Genomic DNA, 20,792 nt, shown 5'->3' on the forward strand with positions numbered 1-20,792 from the left:
ACTTTTCCATTCGTTCGTTTGGGGGGCAGGCGATTTTCGCCAGAATCACTTTCGCGCGAACCATTTTGATTCCGCGTCCGCTAATTAAGTTTTTAACAAAGTCCTAATTATAATTCAAGATGGGCATCCTGTATCCTGCACGTTATGGTAAACACCGCCGGAACCAGAAAATTGGACAACGTAATGCCGTGGAAACGCCGCGATTTTCTGGGTTTGGCCACAAGTGGCCTGCTGAGCACGTCTTTGCCAGCCCTGGCACAGACTGACAGGGCTGAGGGGATACGTGCATTTTCCATTTTGCTGACGGGTGTACATCCGTCGCTGCCGGAGAATGCGCTTGGCTCTCTGATCTTTGCGTTTCTGTCACAGGGGGTCGCCCTATCCGTTGAGGTCGCATTCGAAGACTTTGCCAAGCACACACCGGATAGCACCCATCCTCTTCTGGCGATGCTGAGTGACACCGCCTCCCAAAATCGGACATTTGTCGAGATCGTTCCTGTATCGCGGAATCTGATGCGCAAGACGGGATATTTTAAGGCGCGGAGCCTTTGGGGGCTGCGCTCGCAAATCGATCAGCAGCTGCCCGGTGCCATGGCGGCCGCCGCTCAGCCAGCGCATTTTTCGACGGTGTCGACCAATGAGCTTGCGGGCGAGTTGCGGCAGGACGGCCTGCGGACCGGGGGGTGCACGACCGTGATCTATGATGCGGTCGAGGCAGCTGAACGCGAGGCGCTGCTTGGCCCTGCTGCCGTGTTGATGCTGCCATTGAAGGCGCGCCTGGATCTGAGGTCTGCGCAAGAGAGGATGACATCAAAGCTGTTTTCCCAGTTGGGGGATGGCACTGTTCTTGCCGTGGATGTTGCCGAGTTGCCGATTGACCCGGCTCGTGCCTATGAGGTTGGTCAGCGCATTGCCGCAAGCGTTAACCGTGCGCGGCTATCAGGATATCTTCTGTCTGTTTTGCCGCGCGAAATTTACAAACGGTGCTGTGCCTTCTTGCCGAACCACTCCAGGCACTATGTTATTTTGCCGGAGTTTCCGGGCGATGCGGAGGGACACAACGGGTTGCTGGATCAGGCGCGGACGCGGCTAGGCACCGACTGTGTGACCTTTGTGCGCGGTGGCGAACGCCGTGCCGATGGTACATTTCTGGTCGAAACCCGTGATGGAGCGGAGCATCGGCTCGGGGCTCCAGGGCTGGGACCTGATGGAGAGCCGATCGAAGGTCCGATTTTTCTTGCAGATGATGTCGCCCCACAACGTGGCGATGTGCGCCACCCGGATACGGTCTTTGTCCATAAGGTGCAAACGATCAGTCGGCTCTCTGCCAAAGTGCCAGCAGCAAACGGTATCTGCCTGAACTATCCCACAGGGATAGTTGATCCCGCACATGAGTTGCTGCTCGAAGCGCGAAGCACGCTACGTGAGAGCAGCCTGGCGCCGGAGTCACCTGTTTTCGATGCCGCTATGATGGCTGATGCCGAGCTTGCCTATAGCTATATTGAGCAGGCAGAAATGAATGCCACCGGATTGGCGTTGACAGTTAGAAAGCAGATCAACGGCAAGTCCTTCAACAACTCCGAAATCACAATGTGGGATGTCGGGAGCCTGATCCTCGGCTTGTTGGCAGCAGTGGAGTTGAAGCTGGCGCCAGCTGAGAGGATTTATCGCCGGATCAGAAAAATCATGGCATCGCTGCCGGTTATTCAGGATGCCGATGTGGCCTACCCGCCAACGTTGATCAATGTCCGGGATGCTTCAATTGAGAGGCGAGGGTTCGATGCTTGTGATTTCGCACGGCTTACCAGCGCAGTTACCCGGGCGGCGCAGCATGCCGCGCTTGCGGACGCTTGTGCGCAGCTGATGAGCAAGTGGCGGATTGCGGGTTTGATGCAGGGTGGTGTCCTTAACAATATCCTTAAGACACGTATCCAATCATCTTATCAGTCACATTGTGCGCACTATCAGACCCGGGTTTTGCCAGCTCTGGGCCAGTCGGACACCCGCTCTCCCTACCGGGAGGCGTTTGTTGGTGAAACCGTTGCCGACAGAACGGTTAGCCTGCTCTATGCAGTCGACCAAATTGGCATCTTGCCAACTGAGCCGCTGTTGCTCGAATACGTGGAGCTGGGGCCATCTGCGGAATGCGCCGTTCTAACGGATGTCTTTCTGGGTGCGATGAAGCACCACTTTGACCAGACCGGGCAGCTGCTCGCGCCATCTGAGACGCCAATCGACACGTCACCCTGGTTTGTCTACCAAGGCTTCGATTTGGGTCATGAAACGCGTTGGAACGTCAGCTATCGTAAGGGGCGCGAGGTTGTGTTTGAGCCGGTAGCCAGCAGCCCCTATGGAATTTTCTCGACCAAGGCAGCTTATCTTTGGTACGCGGTAAGACCCTGTAGGCACACCCGTAAAATGCTGGATATGGCACGAGAGCAAGCCCGGATTGATGGTTTTGGCATGAGCAGTGGATTGTTCCTTGATGGATATACCCAAATGAAAAACCATGCCGATCTTAACACAAATGGGATCGTCTTGCAGGCGCTGGCGCATCTGAAGCGCCGCACCCGCTAGAGCAGTGTCAGCTCACCGGGCCAAAAACCTGACATCCGCTGGCTGAAATCTCACCACGTGCCACCGGGTAACCGCGTCGGGGGTTGAGGCGGATCGGCTGCATCCCGGTCAACCGGTTCATGCATCTTTCTGTATCACGTACGGAATTGCGCTTACCCCCGATATAGATATCAAGCCACGGGCGACCATTCTTGCCGGTATGGCAAGGGCCATTTTGGGGTTGGTGACCGTCACCGCAGACGTCTTCCACGATGGCGTATTTGCGCAGGCGTTCTATGTAGAATCGCGTGCCTGCCGGAAAATCCAACGTCTGGCGTCCCCGTCGGATGGCATGACCCACGGCGATGGTGACTGGGTCATTATATGTCCCGGTTCCCCCGGCCTGACGCCGCAGGACCGGGCGCGCGATGGCAGCACTGCCAGGGGGAGTGTTATCCCAATAACTATAACCCGTCAGATAGCCCTCGAATCTGACTTCGGTACCACGGCGGACAAACTGGTCCAGTTGGCTCTTGATATTGTTATTGATGCTTTGAGCGGGCAGCATACCGGCGCAAACGCTCATCACGGTCAGAGCAGCAGCGACTACGGCGGTTTTTCTGAAAATGGAGTTCCACATCGTCGACATGACATGTTCCTTATCGAGGGCAGCCTCGGGTTCTCGCGGCTGCCCGGATGAGGCTGCTCGCTAGTGTCTCTTGTGATCGCCAGACGTACCGACTGGTTGTCGGCACGCATTGGTGGCGATCGGGTTTGGTTGTGCCCTGTCAGCGGGAATGTGCGTCTTTTGGTGGTTTGCGGACCGAACCTTCAGAATCTCGATCGCGAGGCGTTGATCTGCCCCTTGTGGTGGGGCGGGTCTTCAGCGCCTTACGACTGAAGCAATGCGAATACATCAACTGCTGCATCGCGCTCAAAGGGAGCCCACTGGAATTGGCGGGATCCTTCCAATGAATAAGCGGATTTCAGGCGGAGCAGCTTCAGGAGGCCACTTGATCTTTTTGTCGCTCGGCAATCACGCTGAAACACCATCGTCGTTTCCAGCATGATTTGAACCGAGAGAACCTCGGCGATCTGACCAGTTCCGCCGCGTCGCCGGAGCCGCAAATCTTCGACAGCCAGACGCCTTTGTCCGTGTCAAAATGAGTGAGTGGCCAGAGCCATCGAGTATGTGCCTGTATGATCTGCCGTGTGGCATAGTGCTTGGAAAACCGTTGCAGCGGCCCCCATTTTTTTGCGTGACTCGAATGACCTAGTTTGTCAGTTTGGCGTTTGGTACCGAGCGAAACTGTCGATAACCACAGTCTTGGCGCAGCCGGGCAATGTTGTTTTGTATCTGTCATTCAACCCTCCTGCACCAATGACTATTGCGGCCGCTTACCCGCCCCGAGCTTGCAATGGGGTGAGCCTTCAGGGGCAGACTGGAGGTTGAAAATTAAAATCCGCCTTAACCGATGCGATTCGCGCGCTAGAAACTGCAGACAAATTGATTCAATGGCGGTTAACCGCTGACAGTCGTGAGTAAGCTGTGACGTTGTTTCCGAGTGAACAACAGTCTGCCCGAATCAAGCGCCGCTGCAGTGTCAGTTCGATTCGGATCTATGCGTGAGAGGTTGGTTTCGCTTTGCCCCGAGGGTCTCAACTGCGCCTCATGGGCAAGGTCGAAAACGCCGGGCGCAAGTAGATGACCACGCATGGCGAACAGCACTCAGAATAGATGCATCATCATCTAAGTATCTGAAATATCTTTGATTGGGAGACTGGTGCTGCTGGAGAGAATTGAACTCTCGACCTCTCCCTTACCAAGGGAGTGCTCTACCTCTGAGCTACAGCAGCGCCGGTGAGGGGGCTTTTAGGCATAAACGAACTGGGGCGCAAGAGCATTCTGGACGGTTTTTTCACACTCCGGTACAGAAGATCTATGGCAGAGAAGAAAACAGCAAAAAATGGCGGGTTGGCGCCCACGCGTGAAGATCGATTGAAGGCCGCATTGAAGGCGAATATGGGCCGTCGCAAGGCCCAGGCAAAGGCGCGTGCGGTCAAAGATGACGGAACCGGCGGTCCGGCAGACGACCCCACAACAGGCAGTTCTAAGGAGTAAAGGCAGATGGATTCGATTTTGGTGACGGGGAATGGCCCCCTGAAAGGGCAGATCCCTATCGCGGGTGCAAAAAACGCCTGCCTGACGCTTATGCCGGCAACAATGCTGAGCGAGGAGCCGCTGACACTGACAAACGCACCGCGGCTTTCTGACATTCGCACCATGACAACGCTGTTGCAGTCACTGGGGGCCGAGGTTTCAACACTGCAGGATGGCCAAGTGCTGGCCATGTCGAGCCATGACATCAACAATCACACCGCCGACTACGATATCGTGCGGAAGATGCGGGCGTCGATCCTCGTGCTGGGCCCGATGCTGGCGCGTGATGGTCACGCTGTTGTCTCGTTGCCCGGCGGCTGCGCCATCGGTGCGCGACCGGTGGATCTGCATCTGAAGGCGCTTGAGGCGCTTGGGGCGCAGTTGGATCTGAAGGATGGCTATGTTCATGCCAAGGCGCCTCTGGGCGGATTGAAGGGCGGGGTCATTGACTTCCCGCTGGTCTCCGTCGGCGCCACTGAGAATGCGCTGATGGCCGCGACATTGGCCAAGGGAACGACTGTTATCAACAACGCGGCGCGTGAGCCGGAGATTGTCGACCTGGCACAGTGCCTGCGTAAAATGGGCGCGCAGATCGAAGGTGAGGGGACATCCACCATTACGATCCAAGGTGTAGATCGCCTGCATGGTGCCACGCATCCGGTTGTCACCGACCGGATCGAATTGGGGACCTATATGCTGGCGCCTGCCATTTGCGGTGGCGAGGTGGAGCTGCTGGGCGGCAAACGATCCCTGATCGAAGCCTTCTGCGACAAGCTGGAGGCGGCTGGGGTTGAAATTACCGAGGATGAGAACAGCCTGACGGTACGCCGCGGTGACAACCGGGTAAAAGCGGTAGATGTCGTGACTGAACCCTTCCCCGGTTTTCCGACCGATTTGCAGGCACAGATGATGGCGCTGATGTGTACCGCTGAAGGGACCAGTGTCCTGGAAGAAAAGATCTTTGAAAACCGGTTCATGCATGCACCGGAACTGATACGTATGGGCGCACAGATTGACGTTCAGGGTGGTCATGCCACGGTAACGGGCGTCGAAAAACTGAAAGGTGCTCCGGTGATGGCGACCGATCTGCGGGCCTCGGTCTCCTTGATTCTTGCAGGTCTTGCGGCTGAAGGTGAGACAACCGTTAGCCGTGTCTATCATCTGGATCGTGGGTACGAACATGTGGTGCGCAAGCTGTCCTCGGTCGGTGCCAAGATTGAACGGATCCAGGAGCAGTAATGTCAGATGCAACCTTCGATGACGGGCGCGAGGCGCCGCTGAACCTTGGCGCGCTTGGCGCTGAGGATTTGGAGATTATTGCCGCGCTCGCGCAGGATGCTGTGTTTCCGGTGACGGAGATCAGCTGGCGACCTGCGGAGCGGCGCTTTGCGTTGCTGTTGAACCGGTTCCGCTGGGAAGACAAAGATTCTGCCGAAAAGCGTGGTCGCCCTTATGAACGGGTGCAAAGTGTGCTGGTCGTCGATCAGGTGTTGTCGGTGGCCTCGCAGGGCGTTGATCGGAAGGAGCGCGACCTTATTCTGTCGTTGCTGTCGCTGAGTTTTGAGCCGGGATCTGATGGCGACGGGCATATTGTTCTGACCCTTGCCGGTGATGGGGCCATCCGGCTTGCCGTGGAGGCGGTTGAGGTCACCCTGCGCGATGTAACACGTCCCTATCAGGCGCCGTCCGGGCAGGCTCCTCGGCACGAGGCATGATGCTGCGCCAGTTGGTGGGCGCTGATCTTGCCGATCTTCGTGTCTTGTGGCGCGAAGGTCTGACCGCCTTTCCGGCCTCTTTCTTGATGACTGCAGAAGAGGCGGATGGCACCCCGGATGCGAGCCTGATCAACGGGTTTGAGAGCGGTGCTTACTGGGGCGCGTTCCTTGGCGATCAATTGGTGGGCTTTGCGGTTTTGCGTCAGGGCGGACTGTCGCGCCTGTCGCATACAGCGGATCTTGGCCCCTTCTACATCTCAGCGGCCTATCAGCGTCGGGGGGTGGCCAAAGCCCTTTTGACACGGGTCCTGGATCAGGCCCGCGCGCGGGGGCTGAAGCAGGTGGAGTTATGCGTGGATCAGGAAAACCATGCGGCGCGGAGGCTTTATGAAGACGCAGGGTTCCGTCCGTTTGGCCTGCGCCCGCGCTCTGTTGTCGTGGAGGGCCAGCCGAGAAACGATGTGCTGATGCTATGCCCGTTGGATAATGCTCTGGCGGCAGATGCAATCCCGTCGCTTGCGCGGCAAGCGCTTGACTGACGTCAATATGTGCAACCATCTTGAGACTGCGGGCAGGGGACTATATTGCAGGCTCAAAGGAGAGCCATAATGCCCGTTTTTCTGAACGCGTCCAATGCTGATTTTGATCAGGCGTTTGCAACCCTTCTGGGGGCAAAACGCGAAGACAGCCCCGATGTGGATGCGGTGGTCGCCGACATCATCGCGGATGTGCGAACCCGTGGCGATGCGGCGCTGATTGAGCTGACCGCGAAATTCGACCGTTTGCCGTTGACTGCGGATCAACTGCGCATTTCGGACGCTGAGATTGATGCCGCGATTGAGGACGTATCGGTTGAGGAACGCGCCGCGCTGGAGCTGGCGGTGGAGCGTATCCGCGCCTATCATGTGCGGCAGATGCCTCAGAACGCCGAATGGCAGGACGACGCCGGGGCTTCACTCGGGTGGCGCTGGTCGGCAGTGTCGGCGGCTGGTCTCTATGTGCCGGGTGGTCTGGCAAGCTATCCGTCGTCGGTCCTGATGAATGCAGTTCCGGCGAAAGTGGCGGGTGTCGAACGACTGGCAGTGGTGGTTCCCACGCCGGATGGACAGATAAACCCGCTGGTATTGCTGGCGGCCCGCCTGTCCGGTGTCGATGAAATCTACCGTGTCGGCGGCGCGCAGGCAGTAGCGGCCCTCGCCTATGGAACTGAGACTATCGCTCCAGTCGACAAGATCACCGGCCCCGGCAATGCATTTGTCGCGGCAGCGAAACGGCGGGTTTTTGGCAAGGTCGGCATTGATATGATTGCTGGCCCGTCGGAAATTCTGGTCATTGCGGACAAGGACAACGATCCCGACTGGATTGCGCTCGACCTTCTCAGCCAGGCAGAGCACGATGAAAGTGCGCAATCGATCCTGATTACAGATGACGAGGCATTTGGCCGGTCTGTGGCTGATGCGGTAGAGGCGCGTCTGCAGACACTGGACCGCTCCGCCATCGCCGGCCCCAGCTGGCGGGACTACGGCGCGGTGATCGTTGTGCCTGATCTGGATGTGGCAGCACAGCTGTCCAATCGCATCGCCCCGGAACACCTGGAGCTCTGCGTTGCGGACGCTCGTACGCTCAGTGAGAAAACCATTCACGCCGGCGCGATTTTCCTTGGTCAGTACACACCCGAAGCGATCGGGGATTATATCGGCGGGCCGAACCATGTGCTTCCAACTGCCCGATCGGCGCGGTTCTCGTCCGGCCTGTCGGTGATGGATTTCCTGAAGCGCACCACGTTGAGCGAAATGACGCCGGAAGCGTTGCGCGCAATCGGCCCGGCAGCCGAAACGCTGGCCAAAAGCGAAAGCCTGGAAGCGCATGGCCTGTCAATCCGGGCGCGCCTGGATCGACTGAACCGCTGAGCACAGGGAGCAGGAGTGAGGGGAGGCAGGCTGCTGGCTGCCCGTGCGTATGGATGGTGGCGCTGGCACATCGTTACGGCACAACTGTGCCCTGCGGATTGCCGTGGCACCGACCATCGGCTAGTCAGTTATCTACATAATCTGCGCACAGAGACCTGACCCATGAGCCGCATCAGCCAAATCGACCTTGATGACCGCAACCTGCCGCCGCCGACGCCTGAAATTGAGCAGGAGCGTCGGGTCGCGATTTTCGACCTGATCGAGGACAACAGTTTTGCGCTACCGGCGCGCGGTGAGCGAGCAGCGCCTGAGGGGCCCTACCATCTGGGGCTTGCCATCCGCGACAAACGGCTGGTCTTTGATGTTGCCTCCGAGGCTGGCGAAAAGGCGGCGGAATTCCACCTGTCCCTGTCGCCGTTCCGTCAGGTGGTCAAAGACTACTACCAGATCTGCGAGAGCTACTTTACGGCTGTCAAAACTTTGCCGCCCAGTCAGATCGAAACCATCGACATGGCCCGTCGGGGTATTCACAACGAAGGCAGCCGTGTCTTGCAGGAGCGGCTGGAGGGCAAGGCGGAAATTGATACCGACACGGCGCGCCGTCTCTTCACCCTGATTTGCGTATTGCATTTTGGAGGCTGAAGCGTGAGCGAGTTGCCGCAGTCGATCCTGTTCTGCTGTGACCACAACGCGGTCAGATCCCCGATGGCAGAGGGGATTATGAAACAGTTTTATGGCTCCGGCACCTATGTGCAGTCAGTCGGCGTCAAGAACGACATGGAGATTGACGGCTTCTGCATCGCGGTCTGTCAGGAGATTGGTGTGGAACTTTCGCGCCATCGGTCACGGTCCTTCGACGAGATGGAACAGTGGGGGGACGACCTGTCCTCCTTCGACCTGGTGGTGGCGCTGTCCCCCGCCAGTCAGCGCCGGGCGCTGGAACTGACGCGGTTTTTCCACCTTGATGTCGAATATTGGCCAATTATGGACCCAACTGGACTGGGGGAAACCCGGGATGCCAAGCTAGACAGTTACAGGCAAACCCGATCCCAGATTATCCAGCGCCTGACAGAGCGCTGGGGCAACCCGTTGGAGATAAAATGAACAGCACCGTCACCCGCTATTTCGAGGCCTTCAACGCAAAAGACACCGATGCCATGCTTGAGTGCCTGTCGGACGACGTGGCCCACCATGTGAATGAGGGCAAGATCCGCATCGGCAAGGCGCTGTTTGCGGAGTTCTGCAACCACATGAGCCGCTGCTATGATGAATCCCTCACCGACATGGTGGTGTTCGCCAACGAAGATGGCACACGCGCGGCCGCTGAGTATGTCGTGAACGGCACCTATCTTGAAACAGACGCAGGGCTACCGGAGGCGCATCAGCAAACCTATCGCCTGCCTGCCGGGTCGTTCTTTGATCTGGAAGATGGCAAGATCACGCGTGTGACGACCTACTATAACCTTGCGGATTGGATGGCACAGGTCTCAGCCTGATGGGGTTGCGTCTGCAGAGCCTGCGCGGCGCAGCGCTGGCGCAGGCGATGGACGACGTCGCCCGCCTGCGGATCGCTGTATTCCGGGATTGGCCCTATCTCTACGATGGGGATCTGGCTTATGAACGCAGCTATCTTCAAAGCTATCTGGACAGTGACCAGTCTGTGGTGGTCGGCGCTTGGGACGGGGAGCGGTTGATTGGTGCCTCGACCGGCGCGCCTCTCATTGATCATGCCGAGGATTTTGCAGCCGCTTTCGAAGGGACCGGTCTGGCGCTGAAGGACGTCTTTTATTGCGCCGAATCTGTTCTTTTGCAGGAGTATCGCGGAATGGGCTTAGGGCACCGTTTCTTTGACCTGCGGGAGGCGCATGCCAGGGAGCTTGGCTATGCAGTTTCGGCATTTTGCAGCGTGCAGCGACCGGCTGACCATCCGGCCAAACCGCAGAACTATCGCGCTCTGGATGATTTCTGGCGCAAGCGCGGTTATGAACCCATGCCCGGCGTGGTCGCCGGTTTCTCCTGGCTGGATGTGGGAGAGGTGGACGAGACCCGAAAACCGCTTCAGTTTTGGTCTCGCCGTTTGACCTGACACCAATGAATAGGACCCTTTGATGAAAATTTCTGCCGCTGCCTATCCCCTTGATTGGTTTGATGACTGGTCCGCTTATGAGGCAAAGATCGCCCGATGGGTGCAGGAGGCCGCAGAGGAGGGCGCAGATCTTCTGGTATTTCCCGAGTATGGCGCGATGGAACTGGCTACCTTGGACGGCGCCGCGGTGGCGGGCGATCTGGAGCGATCCTTACATGCGGTCTCCCGGCGCATACCGGATGTTGATGCACTGCACTTGCGTCTCGCGGCTGAATTCAATGTGCATATCCTTGGTGCATCTGCGCCGGTTTTTGATGGCGGCATACGTCCTGTCAACCGCGCGACCCTTTATGCGCCGAATGGACACAAGGGAGTTCAGGACAAACAGATCATGACCATGTTCGAACGCGCCCCCTGGGATGTGACCGGTGGAGATGCACTCAGGGTGTTTGACACCGAACTGGGAAAGATTGGTATCCTGATTTGCTACGACAGTGAGTTTCCTCTGCTGGGCCGCGCGCTAGCAGATGTGGATCTGTTGCTGGTGCCGTCCTGCACGGAGGCGCTGGCGGGCTACTGGCGGGTGCGCATTGGCGCCATGGCCCGCGCGCTTGAAAACCAGTGTGTTTCAGTCATGTCATCTATCGTCGGCCCCGCTGACTGGTCCGAAGCAGTGGACCAGAACACTGGCATGGGCGGCATATTCGGCCCCCCTGACACAGGATTCCCGGCCACCGGCGTGTTGGCCGAAGGGGTGCTGAACAAACCGGGCTGGACCTATGCTGATGTCGACCTCAAAGCAATCGCCGAGGTGCGCCGCAACGGTGTCGTACGCAACCGAACCCATTGGGATGAAAGGTCCGAACCGGGGAAAACAGTCACAATATGTCCGCTGCGGTGATTGCGCCCTTGAAAATCAGGGAAAAAGCGCTCATTTAAGCGCACGTCCCGCAGACTCGCGGGAAACCATCATTATGGAGATAACATGGCCAAGGAAGATACGCTCGAATTTCCCGGTGTCGTGAAGGAACTCCTGCCCAATGCGACGTTTCGGGTCGAGCTGGAAAACGGCCATGAGATCATCGCACATACGGCAGGCAAGATGCGCAAAAACCGCATCCGCGTTCTGGCTGGCGACAAGGTACAGGTCGAGATGACACCATACGATCTGACCAAAGGACGGATCAACTATCGCTTCAAATAAGCGCTGGTATCCATCAAGTAACACAAGCCCGGCCTTAGCCGGGCTTTTGTTTTGGGGCGCCTGCAATCGACCAAGTGTCATTTGAACGCACCCACTGCGATCACCAGTTGGGGTTTTTCAGCCTTGATGAACCGGATATGACTGGGCCAAAGCCAACATTAAGTGCAGCCCCGCTGCGCCATAGGACAAAAGGGCCAGACATGGCATTCATTCTTGGATCGGGCAGTCCGCGCAGGCTGGAGCTACTGGCCCAATTGGGAATCACCCCGGATGCGGTCTGCCCGCCGGACATCGACGAAACGCCAAAGCCGAGGGAATTGCCGCGTCTTTATTGCGCTCGCATTGCCCGCCAGAAAGCTGAGGCTATTTCTGCCGCTGCAGAGGATGTGATCCTTTGTGCCGACACAACTGTCGCCCTTGGGCGTCGGATCCTCGGAAAGCCGGAAGATGCTGCAGAGGCCGCCCAATTTCTGTTGGCCCTGTCCGGCCGCCGTCATCAGGTGATCACATCTGTCGCCGTACGACGGGGGGATCGGATCTGGTCCCGCGATGTGGTGAGTGCTGTGAAGATGAAGCGGCTCTCGGATGAAGAGCTGAACGGCTACCTCGCGACCGGGGACTGGCAGGGCAAGGCGGGTGCCTATGCCATTCAGGGACCTGCGGGGGCGCTTATCCCTTGGATCAATGGATCTTTTACGGGAATTGTCGGCTTGCCATTGGCCGAAACTGCTGCCCTGTTGCGCGGGGCGGGCTGGACATCAAACAAGGAGGCCGCCGCATGAAGGGCCGTACAATCATTCTCGACCACATCGACGGCCGCGAAGCCGCCGCACTCATGGTGGATGGCCAGCTTGAGGATTTGCTGATCGACAGCGATGCGCCGACCCCCGGCACGATCTACCGTGCCCGGGCTGATCGACCCGTCAAGGGGCAGGGAGGCATGTTCCTGACAACGCCGGATGGTCCTGCCTTTTTACGCCAAGTCAAAGGTCTGGCGCCCGGACAGGAGTTGCTGGTCCAGCTGACGGGCTATGCAGAGGCGGGCAAAGCACTGCCTGTTTCTCAAAAGTTGCTGTTCAAAAGCCGTTACGCCATCGTCACACCCGAGGCACCCGGGCTCAATATCTCCCGCTCGATCCGTGACGAGGAGGAGCGCGATCGCTTGTTGGAAATTGCTCATGACGCGATAGGCGGCAGCGGTTATGGCCTGATCCTGCGGTCGGCTTGCGATGGCGCTGACAGCACCGATATCGAAGAAGACATTCTCGCCATGGTGTCGCTGGCGTCCCAAGTGCTTGAGGATGCTGGTAGCGGGCCAGAGGTCCTGGCAGAGGGCGATACACCACACCTGTTGGCGTGGCGTGACTGGACCGATCCGGCAGATATTGAGCGCGAGGCTGGCGGATTTGAACGTCTGGGCGTGCTAGATGCTCTTGAGACAGTGCGGGGTATTCGCGAACCTCTCAGCGGCGGCGCGTTTTTGTTTATCGAACAGACCCGCGCCCTGGTTGCAGTGGATGTGAACACTGGCGCGGACACCTCGCTGGCCGCTGGGGTGAAGGCGAACATGGCCTGCGCCAAATCCCTCGCCCGGGCCCTGCGCCTGCGCGGGCTAGGGGGGCAGATTGTGATCGATCCCGCTCCCATGCCCAAGAAGGATCGCCGCGCCTTTGAAACGGCTCTGCGGGCCAGCTTCCGCAGCGATAGCGAAGACACGGTATTGGTGGGGTGGACCACGCTTGGCCACTTTGAGTTGCAGCGGAAACGTGGCCGCATCCCGCTGAAGGAGGTCTTGGCGTGAGCTGCCCGATTTGCGCTGAGGAAACCCAAAAGGACTACCGCCCGTTCTGTTCGCGCCGCTGTGCTGACATTGATCTTGCGAAGTGGCTGAACGGCGCTTACGCAACCCCGAGCACAGACCCGGAAGACATTGAAAACGCTCTGGAAGAAGCCGCAAATTCCCGCGAAATGAAACATTAGCGAATTTCTTTGAAAAAGCCTCTGGACACGGTCATGCACACGTCATAGAAGGCCCACACCCAAGGCGAACAGCCTTCCCGTGCCCGGGTAGCTCAGGGGTAGAGCAGTGGATTGAAAATCCTCGTGTCGGTGGTTCGATTCCGCCCCCGGGCACCATTTATCCGGTCTAACCTTTTATTTTATATCCGCTTTTGCATATGGCAAGGCGAAGCGTAGAGCATTTTGGAGAACATATCCGCTAAGTACCTCTCCCTCAAAGAGGGTATCTTTTTATTTCAATCGGCGCGTTCCTAAGGATCTCAGGTCACATTATTCCTGCTCTCTGAGAACCCGATCACGTGCCGTTGCACTGGTTAGGGCTAGCGGCGCATCTGTGAAGTTGGATGTGTATTGGTACCACCTCAGATCTTAAGATGCTGAGTTGCCTGGGGAGCATTGGCTATGCCACGTTCTATCGCGTCTAGGTTCCACCGATTCTTAAATTAGTCACACCTGACGTTCTAACGCTTTCCGAGGGAGTGTTGACATATGTCCGCCTCAAGGGGCGCGGACGTCCAAAGACGTTTGAGAGGGCAGCGCATCGTTCCTTGGTCTATGTGATCGGCCTATGCGGCGGCAAACGGTTATCTGACTACACAAAAGCAGACGCCAACGCCTTTTGTGATGCGCTTATCAAGCCTGGTTTGACTGAATTCAGCATCATCCGAATCTTCGGTACTGTCTGGGCTGTTTTTAACTCTGCAGAGGCCAAAGAAGGTCTTGAGATCAGTTCGCCCATTGCCAACGTCTGCTACGACCGAAATGCCGGAGTTTCAGAGAGGTTTTCACTTCCTGCTGAAACATCTGCTTCTTTCAGCAACAACTTGAGAAGCTAGACGACGAGATGCGATGGCTGGTTGCAATGGTGTGGACATGGGCATGCGGATCGGCGGGTCTTTTGCACCAAGTGTAGAATGCGACGTTCTCCATCGCTCTGTCTCTCTTTTTGACTGCCGCAAGCGAGGTTGCACGGCACTGGACAAAAGGACCATGGACAGATCCACTCTACGCGGCGTGCCAGCATACAGTCGGTCTGACAATGATCATGAGCGCATCGCCGAGCCGTCCGGAGGATCAAAGCCGCCGACGACAAGACCGCCTATTTAGATCCAGCTGCGCCCTGGGAAACCGCTTACTGCGATAGTTTCGGCAGCCAAATGTGGCCCTCTTGATGAGGCCAGCATCACCTGCTGTCATATCTCCGTCGGCCCTCGTTTACGTTGGAAATTCTTGCAGGGATCGCTGTCTTTCGTTTCCACGAAACAAAGACAATTGTCGTCGTCGTAGTGTGCACTAACGCCAACCCAATCGGGATCCGCCGTCCGCTTCTGTCAAACAGACCTCCCAACAGCAAAGCGTTGGCGTAAGTCCTCCAACATAGGCCGAAAATGCGATTGTCGCAGCCACTGCTCCAAAGCCACTTTCAGTGGCGTAGACGCCGTAGAGAGGAGCTTGCAAGTTTACAGCAAAGGCCACAGTAAAAACGACCAAACGCAAAAAATGAAGCAGGGACTTAGGCTGTGATCAGGGCGCCTGAAAAATGAGCTTGAACCCTTGACGAAGAAACGTGATTATTATGACAATTTTTAAATTGTCATAGATGCGGTAATCTGATGCCCAAAGCTCGATATATCCAACTCGCTGACACAATTGCGCGCGCGATCCAGTCCGGGAAATTAACACCTGGGTCCAGGCTGCCGACGCACCGTGCATTTGCCGATCAGTTTGAGATTGCACTTGCGACGGCTACTCGTGTTTATGGGGAGCTTGAGCGACGGGGCCTTGTCGTCGGTGAGGCAGGGCGTGGGACATTTGTGCGGGATGACGGGTTGCCAATGGCGTTGGGGGTTCACCAGACCGCGACCGATGGCTTGATCGACCTCGTGTTCAACATGCCAGGTGATGCCGGGGATGCAGATGTGCTGCGCGCCGGGCTTCGCAAATTGGCAACGGCGGGCGACCTTGAGGCGATGTTGCGATATCAGCCCCATGGGGGTCGCAGCCATGAGCGACGAATTATCGCGAACAACCTAAACCAATCACTTGGTTCTGTTGATCCAGAACGCCTATTGGTCACTTCCGGTGGTCAACATGGGCTGGCGATTACCGCACTTGGATTGTTGCGGCACGGCGATGCTGTTGCGACGGACACTTTGACTTATCCTGGCTTCAAATCTGTCGCTGCTTTGCAGGGGCTGGACCTTGTTTCAGTTGATGGTGTGGAGGGTGCCATGGTTCCGGACGATCTCGATCGGAAGTGCCGTAGCGGTCAAATTCGGGCAGTCTATTTGATGCCAACCGTTCACAACCCACTGGGGGCGGTAATGGGAGAGGCCACCCGCCTTGCTCTGATCCAGATCGCCAGAAAGCATGATCTCATTATCATAGAAGACGCCGCATATGCGTTTCTGGAGAACGACCCGCCGCCCACCTTTCTGGCTCTAGCCCCTGAGCGAACAGTTTACATCGGCGGTTTTTCGAAAAGCATCGCAACAGGGCTGCGTTTGGGATATGTGATCGCACCAGCGGGTAAAATCTGCCGCCTCGTTGAAGCCATTCGAGCGACCACATGGAACGCTCCGGCGCTCATCTCTGGGTTAGTCACAGGTTGGATTGAAGACGGGACCCTAGGAGCATCCGAAGAAACCCGCAGACAGGATGGCGCAGAACGACAGCAGCTTTGCCGCGCCGCTCTAACAGACTTGCCAATTATCGCGCATCCTAATGCAGGGTTTGCATGGCTGCCCTTGGCGAAAAACATGCGGGCCGAACCGATAGTTAGTCGATTGAGGAATGCTGGCATATCGGTGTCGGGCGCGGAGCCCTTTGCAACTACGGTGGCAGTACCGCAAGCGTTGCGCTTGGCCTTTGGTGGTGTCAAAAAAAACGATCTGACTGCCATTCTGGCTTTAGTCAGCAAAACGGTCAAAAATCACTCTTTTGAGTGAGGGAACTCTCTCGCAACTCTGGGACGTGGACGCCATATCCCCACGAAGCCTCTAGTGCCTGGATATCGTGCAGCAAATTGCTCCGCGATAGCGGGCTATCCGGCGGGCGTGCGACGGGACGGGATAGGTTTCGCGGCATTCAATGTCGGATGATATGCCGTTGGCCGGAGTTTTCATCTCTTCCGATCAGGGGCTTTGCTATGACAGCTCAACACTGGATGTCAAAGATAGCGCTTCATTGCTGCCTGATTGCGGATAAGTCTGTGTGCAACTTGGGTCCAGCATAACGGAAGGGCCGCTTTTGGATCTGCAAGCGTTTTGCGGCAGCGCAAGTGTATCCATCCGACACGCCGCCATGGTTTTTGTGAATGTGTTTCAGCAGCAGCCTATCGAGACAGGATCCAGTCTCTGCACTTGCAGCTGGACAGACCATGGCCGGTGTGCAGCTTCTGCTTTATGTCTTCCACGGTGGCTTGCTCGGGCCGCCGAAGTTCTCCGCCTGATGAAATCGGTGAAGGTGCCGATTGTGCTGAAGGGTACTGGAGTTCAACGGGTTCTGCCCGTGGCGCTCAGAGTATGGGCACGCGATACACTCTCGCGCGCCCATGGATGCGGCCACCCTTCAGCCAGTAGTGCATCATGATGTTGCGGTCAGAACATCTTCCTTTCCCAGAAACGCAGCTTTTCGCAGGCTCTCAGAAAATCACCAACATTTTCGCCATCGATCTTCATCATGCCGTCATCGATCTTGTCAGAGAGACCCACAGTTTCGATCAACGGCATGGCTGCATCGGTCCACGCGATGAACTTTGCATGTGCAAACGCATCGCTGAGAAAATCCTGTGATGGTTTGTTGTTTGCCATTTCGCTGCCGGCTCCCTCTGAAAACACCAGCGCAACCGCATCGAACAGAACTGAAGGGCCTCCATCGATTTTCTCGTCTGCGGGCTTTGTCGTGCCGTCGGACAGTTTTGCACCGAAAATCTGCGGTGCGACGATGGCCACCATCGCGCCCGCGCGGGTGAATTCGGCCTCGATCTCATTGACCAAACCGGCATCGGCGCCGTCCGTGATAAATAGGCCCAGTTTGCGGCCGGCGAAGCTCTCGGGGCCGTTTTTGAGAATGCTCAGAGCGTCCGAAGCGGGCAGATCGGTGATAGGCTTGCGCGCTGGTTTTGCCGCGTCGGGCAGGTCAGAGACGCCCAGACCCTTGGCCACGGATTCTGCCAGATCATCGTGCACGTTCATCAGATGGCTTAGCATTCGAAGCCTGATCCTTTCATGCTGGCACTTCGACAACTCGAAGGTATAGGCCGCAGCAATGTGGTTCTGTTCAGTGGCTGTCTGGCTGATCCAGAACTGCCGAGCTTGGCTGTAGTGGTCGGCAAATGTCTCGGAGCGCGTGCGTTGCTTGCCGCCCTGCACCCGCTCAGAATAACTGGCGAACCCGATTTCGGGATTTTCGCGAGGCCCGCCATCCTCATCCCAGCTGTTCGGCTCATAATTCGCCCGGCCCTTGGGATTGCGCATCGCCATGTGGCCGTCCTGCTGGAAATGGTGAACGGGACATTTCGGTGCGTTGATCGGTATATGGGTGAAATTCGGCCCGCCCAGACGCTTGGTTTGCGTATCAAGGTAGGAGAAGTTGCGCCCCTGAAGAAGTGGATCATCGGTGAAGTCGATGCCGCGGACGATGTTTTGGGTACAGAATGCTACCTGCTCGGTTTCAGCAAAGAAATTATCGACGTTGTTATCCAGCGTCATGGTGCCGATAATCTGCACCGGCACCTGCTCCTCAGGTATGAGCTTGGTGGCGTCGAGAATATCGAACTCGAACTCATCCGCGAATTCATCATCGAAGACCTGGATGCCCAAGTCCCATTGCGGGTAATCCCCTGCGTCGATGGCATTCCACATATCGCGGCGGTGAAAATCCGGGTCGGCGCCGTTGATCTTCAATGCTTCGTTCCAAACCACGGATTGCAGGCCTTGCTTTGGTTTCCAGTGAAATTTCACGAAATGGGATTTGCCCTCGCTATTGACCAGCCGGAAGGTGTGTACACCGAACCCTTCCATGAACCGCAGGGAGCGAGGAATGGCGCGGTCCGACATCGTCCACAGGGTCATATGGACGGCCTCGGGCGATAGTGAGATGAAGTCCCAGAAATTGTCATGCGCGCTTTGAGCTTGGGGGAAGGCGCGATCGGGCGCCGGTTTAACCGAATGAACCAGGTCCGGAAATTTCATCGCGTCTTGGATGAAGAAGACCGGCATGTTGTTGCCCACCAAGTCCCAGTTGCCCTCGTTGGTGTAGAACTTCACCGCAAAACCGCGCACATCGCGTGCGACGTCCGGCGATCCCTTGCTGCCAGCAACGGTGGAAAAACGGGTGAAAACAGGTGTCTTCTCTCCTTCGCGCTGAAAAATATCTGCACAGGAGAACTCCGGGATCGCCCTCGTCAGTTCGAAGTGGCCGTGTACGCCATACCCGCGCGCATGGACGACACGTTCGGGAATCCGTTCATGGTCGAAGTGGAAGATTTTTTCGCGCATGATCTGATCTTCCAGCAGTACCGGTCCACGCGGTCCGGCTGTTAGGGAATTCTGATCGTCGGAGACGGGTGCGCCTTGTGCCGTCGTGATGGTTCCCTCGCGTGCATCCGCTTCCTGATGCGGTGCGCCACCTTTATCCAAATTGAGTTTTTTCATGCTTGGTCTCCTTCCCTATAATGACACAGCTATCAGCCTGTTGGGTGATCGTGTCCGCCATAGTCTATCCCGTCGAGCCTGGCCGACGCGTCGGGGTCCGATCGCAAGAAGATGTTTCGGGCCAGTGGAAACTGGTGTGAACGACTTTCCAGAAAATGCATGAGGTAGCCTGCGGTGTTAGGGAAAACCATCAGGTCACCGACCCCAACACCATGGGGGAATGCCATCTTGCGCCGGGTCAGCCATTCGCTTTCCGTGCAGTAGGTCCCAGCCAGATAGCCCGCGACCGCATCGCCACGCGGCCCCTTTCCGGGAACCATCAAGGGGTCGAGTGCAAATTCGGAAAAGCCCGATCGCGACTGGGTGCGGTTCATCTGCACCCCAATAACCGATTCACCTGCACTGTCTGTCTTTCGGAAGGCTACTCGCGCCACGGTCATGCCGCACCCGTCCAGCAGAGACCGGCCGGGCTCGCACCGCAAGGTTACGTGGGCATCGCGCAGCCGCCTAGCGATTGTGCGGTCCCCATCGGGGGCTTGCAGGATCTGTCGCATCCAGTCGGTTTGAACCAGAGACTGAGCCACCGGATAACTGTCCACTGTGCCGGGAGCGCCATCGGGTCCCCGTTTTCGCCCAAGGTTGTCATTGTGTTGCGTAATCGGGTCACGTTCTCCGGCTAGTGCCTTGTCCAGCTCAGCCAGCCAAACGTCCCATTGGCGGGGATCGGCGAGGTAGTTCATCGGGATGCCGCCCCCGATGTCGAGGAAGAAATCGCGACTACAGTCGCCCCGAATATCCGCCACCATGGGCAGTGTCTGTGATATTGCTGCGATACGCTCCTCAGCACTGTATCCGTTGAGGTGGAAATGCAGCCCGTCCAGTCTGAGCGCGACGGACCGTTCCAGCCGCGCCACAATCCCAGGAATCTCGCTCAACGTGAAGCCGAAACGCGAGTAGATCGCCCTACCACCGCATGAAAATCCGTTCAGCCGCAACCCGACCGAAATCGTCCGGTCGCCGCCCTGAGAAACCTCTTCCAGCAATGCTAACTCGTCATAATTGTCGAGCACGATGGTCACGCCGCCAGCAACACAAAGCGCCATCAGTGCCCGGTCCTTTACCGCCGCCGTGCAAACGATCCTGTGACCGGGAACCCCTTGCGCAAGACATTGTTCAACCTCTGCATGGCTTGCCGTGTCGATGCCGATGCCCTGACCCCGAGCCGATTGGACATAGGTCAGGCACTTGTTGGCCTTACGAGCGAACATCGGCATGAAAGGCAGATCAAAATCAGCGACACAGCCGGTCAGCGCTGCGATGTGCCGACTGAAAGGCTCAACCGACTGGATATTCAACGGTGCGCCAAATTCCTCAATTAGCGCGTGCAAGCGGGGTGGATCAGCAATCAAATCGACCATCCAGTCCTCCAGCCGCGGGCGGAGGGGGACAACACCTCGGCAATGATCAAATAGGGACTGCCGCGG

22 protein-coding genes and 2 tRNA genes are annotated in these 20,792 nt (G+C 57.3%); 19 read left to right on the plus strand and 5 right to left on the minus strand.

Annotation, left to right across the window (positions count from 1 at the left end; genetic code table 11):
* Nucleotides 1-693: 693 nt before the first annotated feature.
* Entirely contained in the window at nt 694-2,577 is a 1,884-nt protein-coding gene (locus tag phaeop14_RS00600; protein ID WP_244905792.1) for a DUF3131 domain-containing protein, read from the plus strand.
* A gap of 7 nt (nt 2,578-2,584) precedes the next feature.
* Here phaeop14_RS00600 and phaeop14_RS00605 read toward each other — a convergent pair whose 3' ends face one another.
* The 3 genes from phaeop14_RS00605 to phaeop14_RS00610 form a co-directional block, all read right to left on the minus strand.
* Complete coding sequence (locus tag phaeop14_RS00605) at nt 2,585-3,205, minus strand: hypothetical protein (protein WP_040171582.1); 621 nt, start codon at nt 3,203-3,205, stop codon at nt 2,585-2,587.
* A 352-nt stretch (nt 3,206-3,557) separates the two neighbouring features.
* On the minus strand, nt 3,558-3,920 hold the full coding sequence (locus phaeop14_RS19605) for a hypothetical protein (protein WP_145957383.1): 363 nt from the start codon (nt 3,918-3,920) through the stop codon (nt 3,558-3,560).
* Nucleotides 3,921-4,338: 418 nt separating this feature from the next.
* Nucleotides 4,339-4,413 (minus strand) — tRNA-Thr (locus phaeop14_RS00610).
* Between the two features lie 85 nt (nt 4,414-4,498).
* Here phaeop14_RS00610 and phaeop14_RS19835 point away from each other — a divergent pair.
* The 18 genes from phaeop14_RS19835 to phaeop14_RS00695 all read left to right on the plus strand — a co-directional run bounded on the left by phaeop14_RS19835 (nt 4,499) and on the right by phaeop14_RS00695 (nt 16,599).
* Nucleotides 4,499-4,678, plus strand: a complete 180-nt coding sequence (locus phaeop14_RS19835) for a hypothetical protein (protein ID WP_096788442.1) — start codon at nt 4,499-4,501, stop codon at nt 4,676-4,678.
* Nucleotides 4,679-4,684: 6 nt separating this feature from the next.
* Entirely contained in the window at nt 4,685-5,956 is a 1,272-nt protein-coding gene (gene murA, locus phaeop14_RS00620; RefSeq protein WP_096788443.1) for a UDP-N-acetylglucosamine 1-carboxyvinyltransferase, read from the plus strand.
* A complete protein-coding gene (locus phaeop14_RS00625; RefSeq protein WP_096788444.1) occupies nt 5,956-6,432 on the plus strand; it encodes a DUF2948 family protein in 477 nt (158 codons plus the stop codon). The genes murA and phaeop14_RS00625 overlap by 1 nt, the downstream gene beginning before the upstream one ends.
* Nucleotides 6,432-6,971: a GNAT family N-acetyltransferase gene (locus tag phaeop14_RS00630; RefSeq protein ID WP_244905793.1), complete on the plus strand. Its 540-nt coding sequence runs from the start codon at nt 6,432-6,434 to the stop codon at nt 6,969-6,971. The genes phaeop14_RS00625 and phaeop14_RS00630 overlap by 1 nt, the downstream gene beginning before the upstream one ends.
* Nucleotides 6,972-7,040: 69 nt before the next feature.
* Nucleotides 7,041-8,342: a histidinol dehydrogenase gene (gene hisD, locus phaeop14_RS00635; RefSeq protein ID WP_096788446.1), complete on the plus strand. Its 1,302-nt coding sequence runs from the start codon at nt 7,041-7,043 to the stop codon at nt 8,340-8,342.
* Nucleotides 8,343-8,504: 162 nt separating this feature from the next.
* Nucleotides 8,505-8,984, plus strand: a complete 480-nt coding sequence (locus tag phaeop14_RS00640; protein WP_024095680.1) for a UPF0262 family protein — start codon at nt 8,505-8,507, stop codon at nt 8,982-8,984.
* A gap of 3 nt (nt 8,985-8,987) precedes the next feature.
* Entirely contained in the window at nt 8,988-9,446 is a 459-nt protein-coding gene (locus phaeop14_RS00645; RefSeq protein ID WP_014873302.1) for an arsenate-mycothiol transferase ArsC, read from the plus strand.
* The gene (locus phaeop14_RS00650) at nt 9,443-9,838 is read left to right on the plus strand and encodes a ketosteroid isomerase-related protein (RefSeq protein ID WP_096788447.1); all 396 of its coding nucleotides are present in this window, start codon (nt 9,443-9,445) and stop codon (nt 9,836-9,838) included. The genes phaeop14_RS00645 and phaeop14_RS00650 overlap by 4 nt, the downstream gene beginning before the upstream one ends.
* Nucleotides 9,838-10,428 carry a GNAT family N-acetyltransferase gene (locus phaeop14_RS00655; RefSeq protein WP_096788448.1) on the plus strand — a complete coding sequence of 197 codons (591 nt, stop codon included), beginning with the start codon at nt 9,838-9,840 and terminating at the stop codon, nt 10,426-10,428. The genes phaeop14_RS00650 and phaeop14_RS00655 overlap by 1 nt, the downstream gene beginning before the upstream one ends.
* A 22-nt stretch (nt 10,429-10,450) precedes the next feature.
* Complete coding sequence (locus tag phaeop14_RS00660; RefSeq protein WP_096788449.1) at nt 10,451-11,329, plus strand: carbon-nitrogen hydrolase family protein; 879 nt, start codon at nt 10,451-10,453, stop codon at nt 11,327-11,329.
* 84 nt (nt 11,330-11,413) lie between these two features.
* A complete protein-coding gene (infA, locus tag phaeop14_RS00665; RefSeq protein WP_005978431.1) occupies nt 11,414-11,632 on the plus strand; it encodes a translation initiation factor IF-1 in 219 nt (72 codons plus the stop codon).
* 200 nt (nt 11,633-11,832) lie between these two features.
* On the plus strand, nt 11,833-12,414 hold the full coding sequence (locus phaeop14_RS00670; RefSeq protein WP_096788450.1) for a Maf family protein: 582 nt from the start codon (nt 11,833-11,835) through the stop codon (nt 12,412-12,414).
* Nucleotides 12,411-13,433, plus strand: a complete 1,023-nt coding sequence (locus phaeop14_RS00675) for a ribonuclease E/G (RefSeq protein ID WP_040178050.1) — start codon at nt 12,411-12,413, stop codon at nt 13,431-13,433. Before phaeop14_RS00670 ends, phaeop14_RS00675 begins: the two co-directional genes overlap by 4 nt.
* A complete protein-coding gene (locus tag phaeop14_RS00680) occupies nt 13,430-13,612 on the plus strand; it encodes a DNA gyrase inhibitor YacG (protein WP_040178049.1) in 183 nt (60 codons plus the stop codon). The genes phaeop14_RS00675 and phaeop14_RS00680 overlap by 4 nt, the downstream gene beginning before the upstream one ends.
* An 81-nt stretch (nt 13,613-13,693) precedes the next feature.
* A tRNA-Phe gene (locus tag phaeop14_RS00685) sits at nt 13,694-13,768 on the plus strand.
* 166 nt (nt 13,769-13,934) lie between these two features.
* Entirely contained in the window at nt 13,935-14,024 is a 90-nt protein-coding gene (locus tag phaeop14_RS20040) for a hypothetical protein (RefSeq protein ID WP_420874968.1), read from the plus strand.
* Between the two features lie 109 nt (nt 14,025-14,133).
* Entirely contained in the window at nt 14,134-14,487 is a 354-nt protein-coding gene (locus phaeop14_RS19610; protein WP_145957384.1) for a hypothetical protein, read from the plus strand.
* Nucleotides 14,488-15,264: 777 nt separating this feature from the next.
* Nucleotides 15,265-16,599, plus strand: a complete 1,335-nt coding sequence (locus tag phaeop14_RS00695; protein WP_096788451.1) for an aminotransferase-like domain-containing protein — start codon at nt 15,265-15,267, stop codon at nt 16,597-16,599.
* 651 nt (nt 16,600-17,250) lie between these two features.
* Here phaeop14_RS00695 and phaeop14_RS00700 read toward each other — a convergent pair.
* Both phaeop14_RS00700 and phaeop14_RS00705 read right to left on the minus strand, forming a co-directional pair.
* Complete coding sequence (locus tag phaeop14_RS00700; RefSeq protein ID WP_096788452.1) at nt 17,251-19,308, minus strand: catalase; 2,058 nt, start codon at nt 19,306-19,308, stop codon at nt 17,251-17,253.
* Between the two features lie 32 nt (nt 19,309-19,340).
* Nucleotides 19,341-20,726, minus strand: coding sequence for a Y4yA family PLP-dependent enzyme (locus phaeop14_RS00705; RefSeq protein WP_244905794.1), 1,386 nt, complete (start codon nt 20,724-20,726; stop codon nt 19,341-19,343).
* Between the last annotated feature and the right edge of the window lie 66 nt (nt 20,727-20,792).

This window comes from Phaeobacter piscinae, assembly GCF_002407245.1.
Classification (GTDB): domain Bacteria; phylum Pseudomonadota; class Alphaproteobacteria; order Rhodobacterales; family Rhodobacteraceae; genus Phaeobacter; species Phaeobacter piscinae.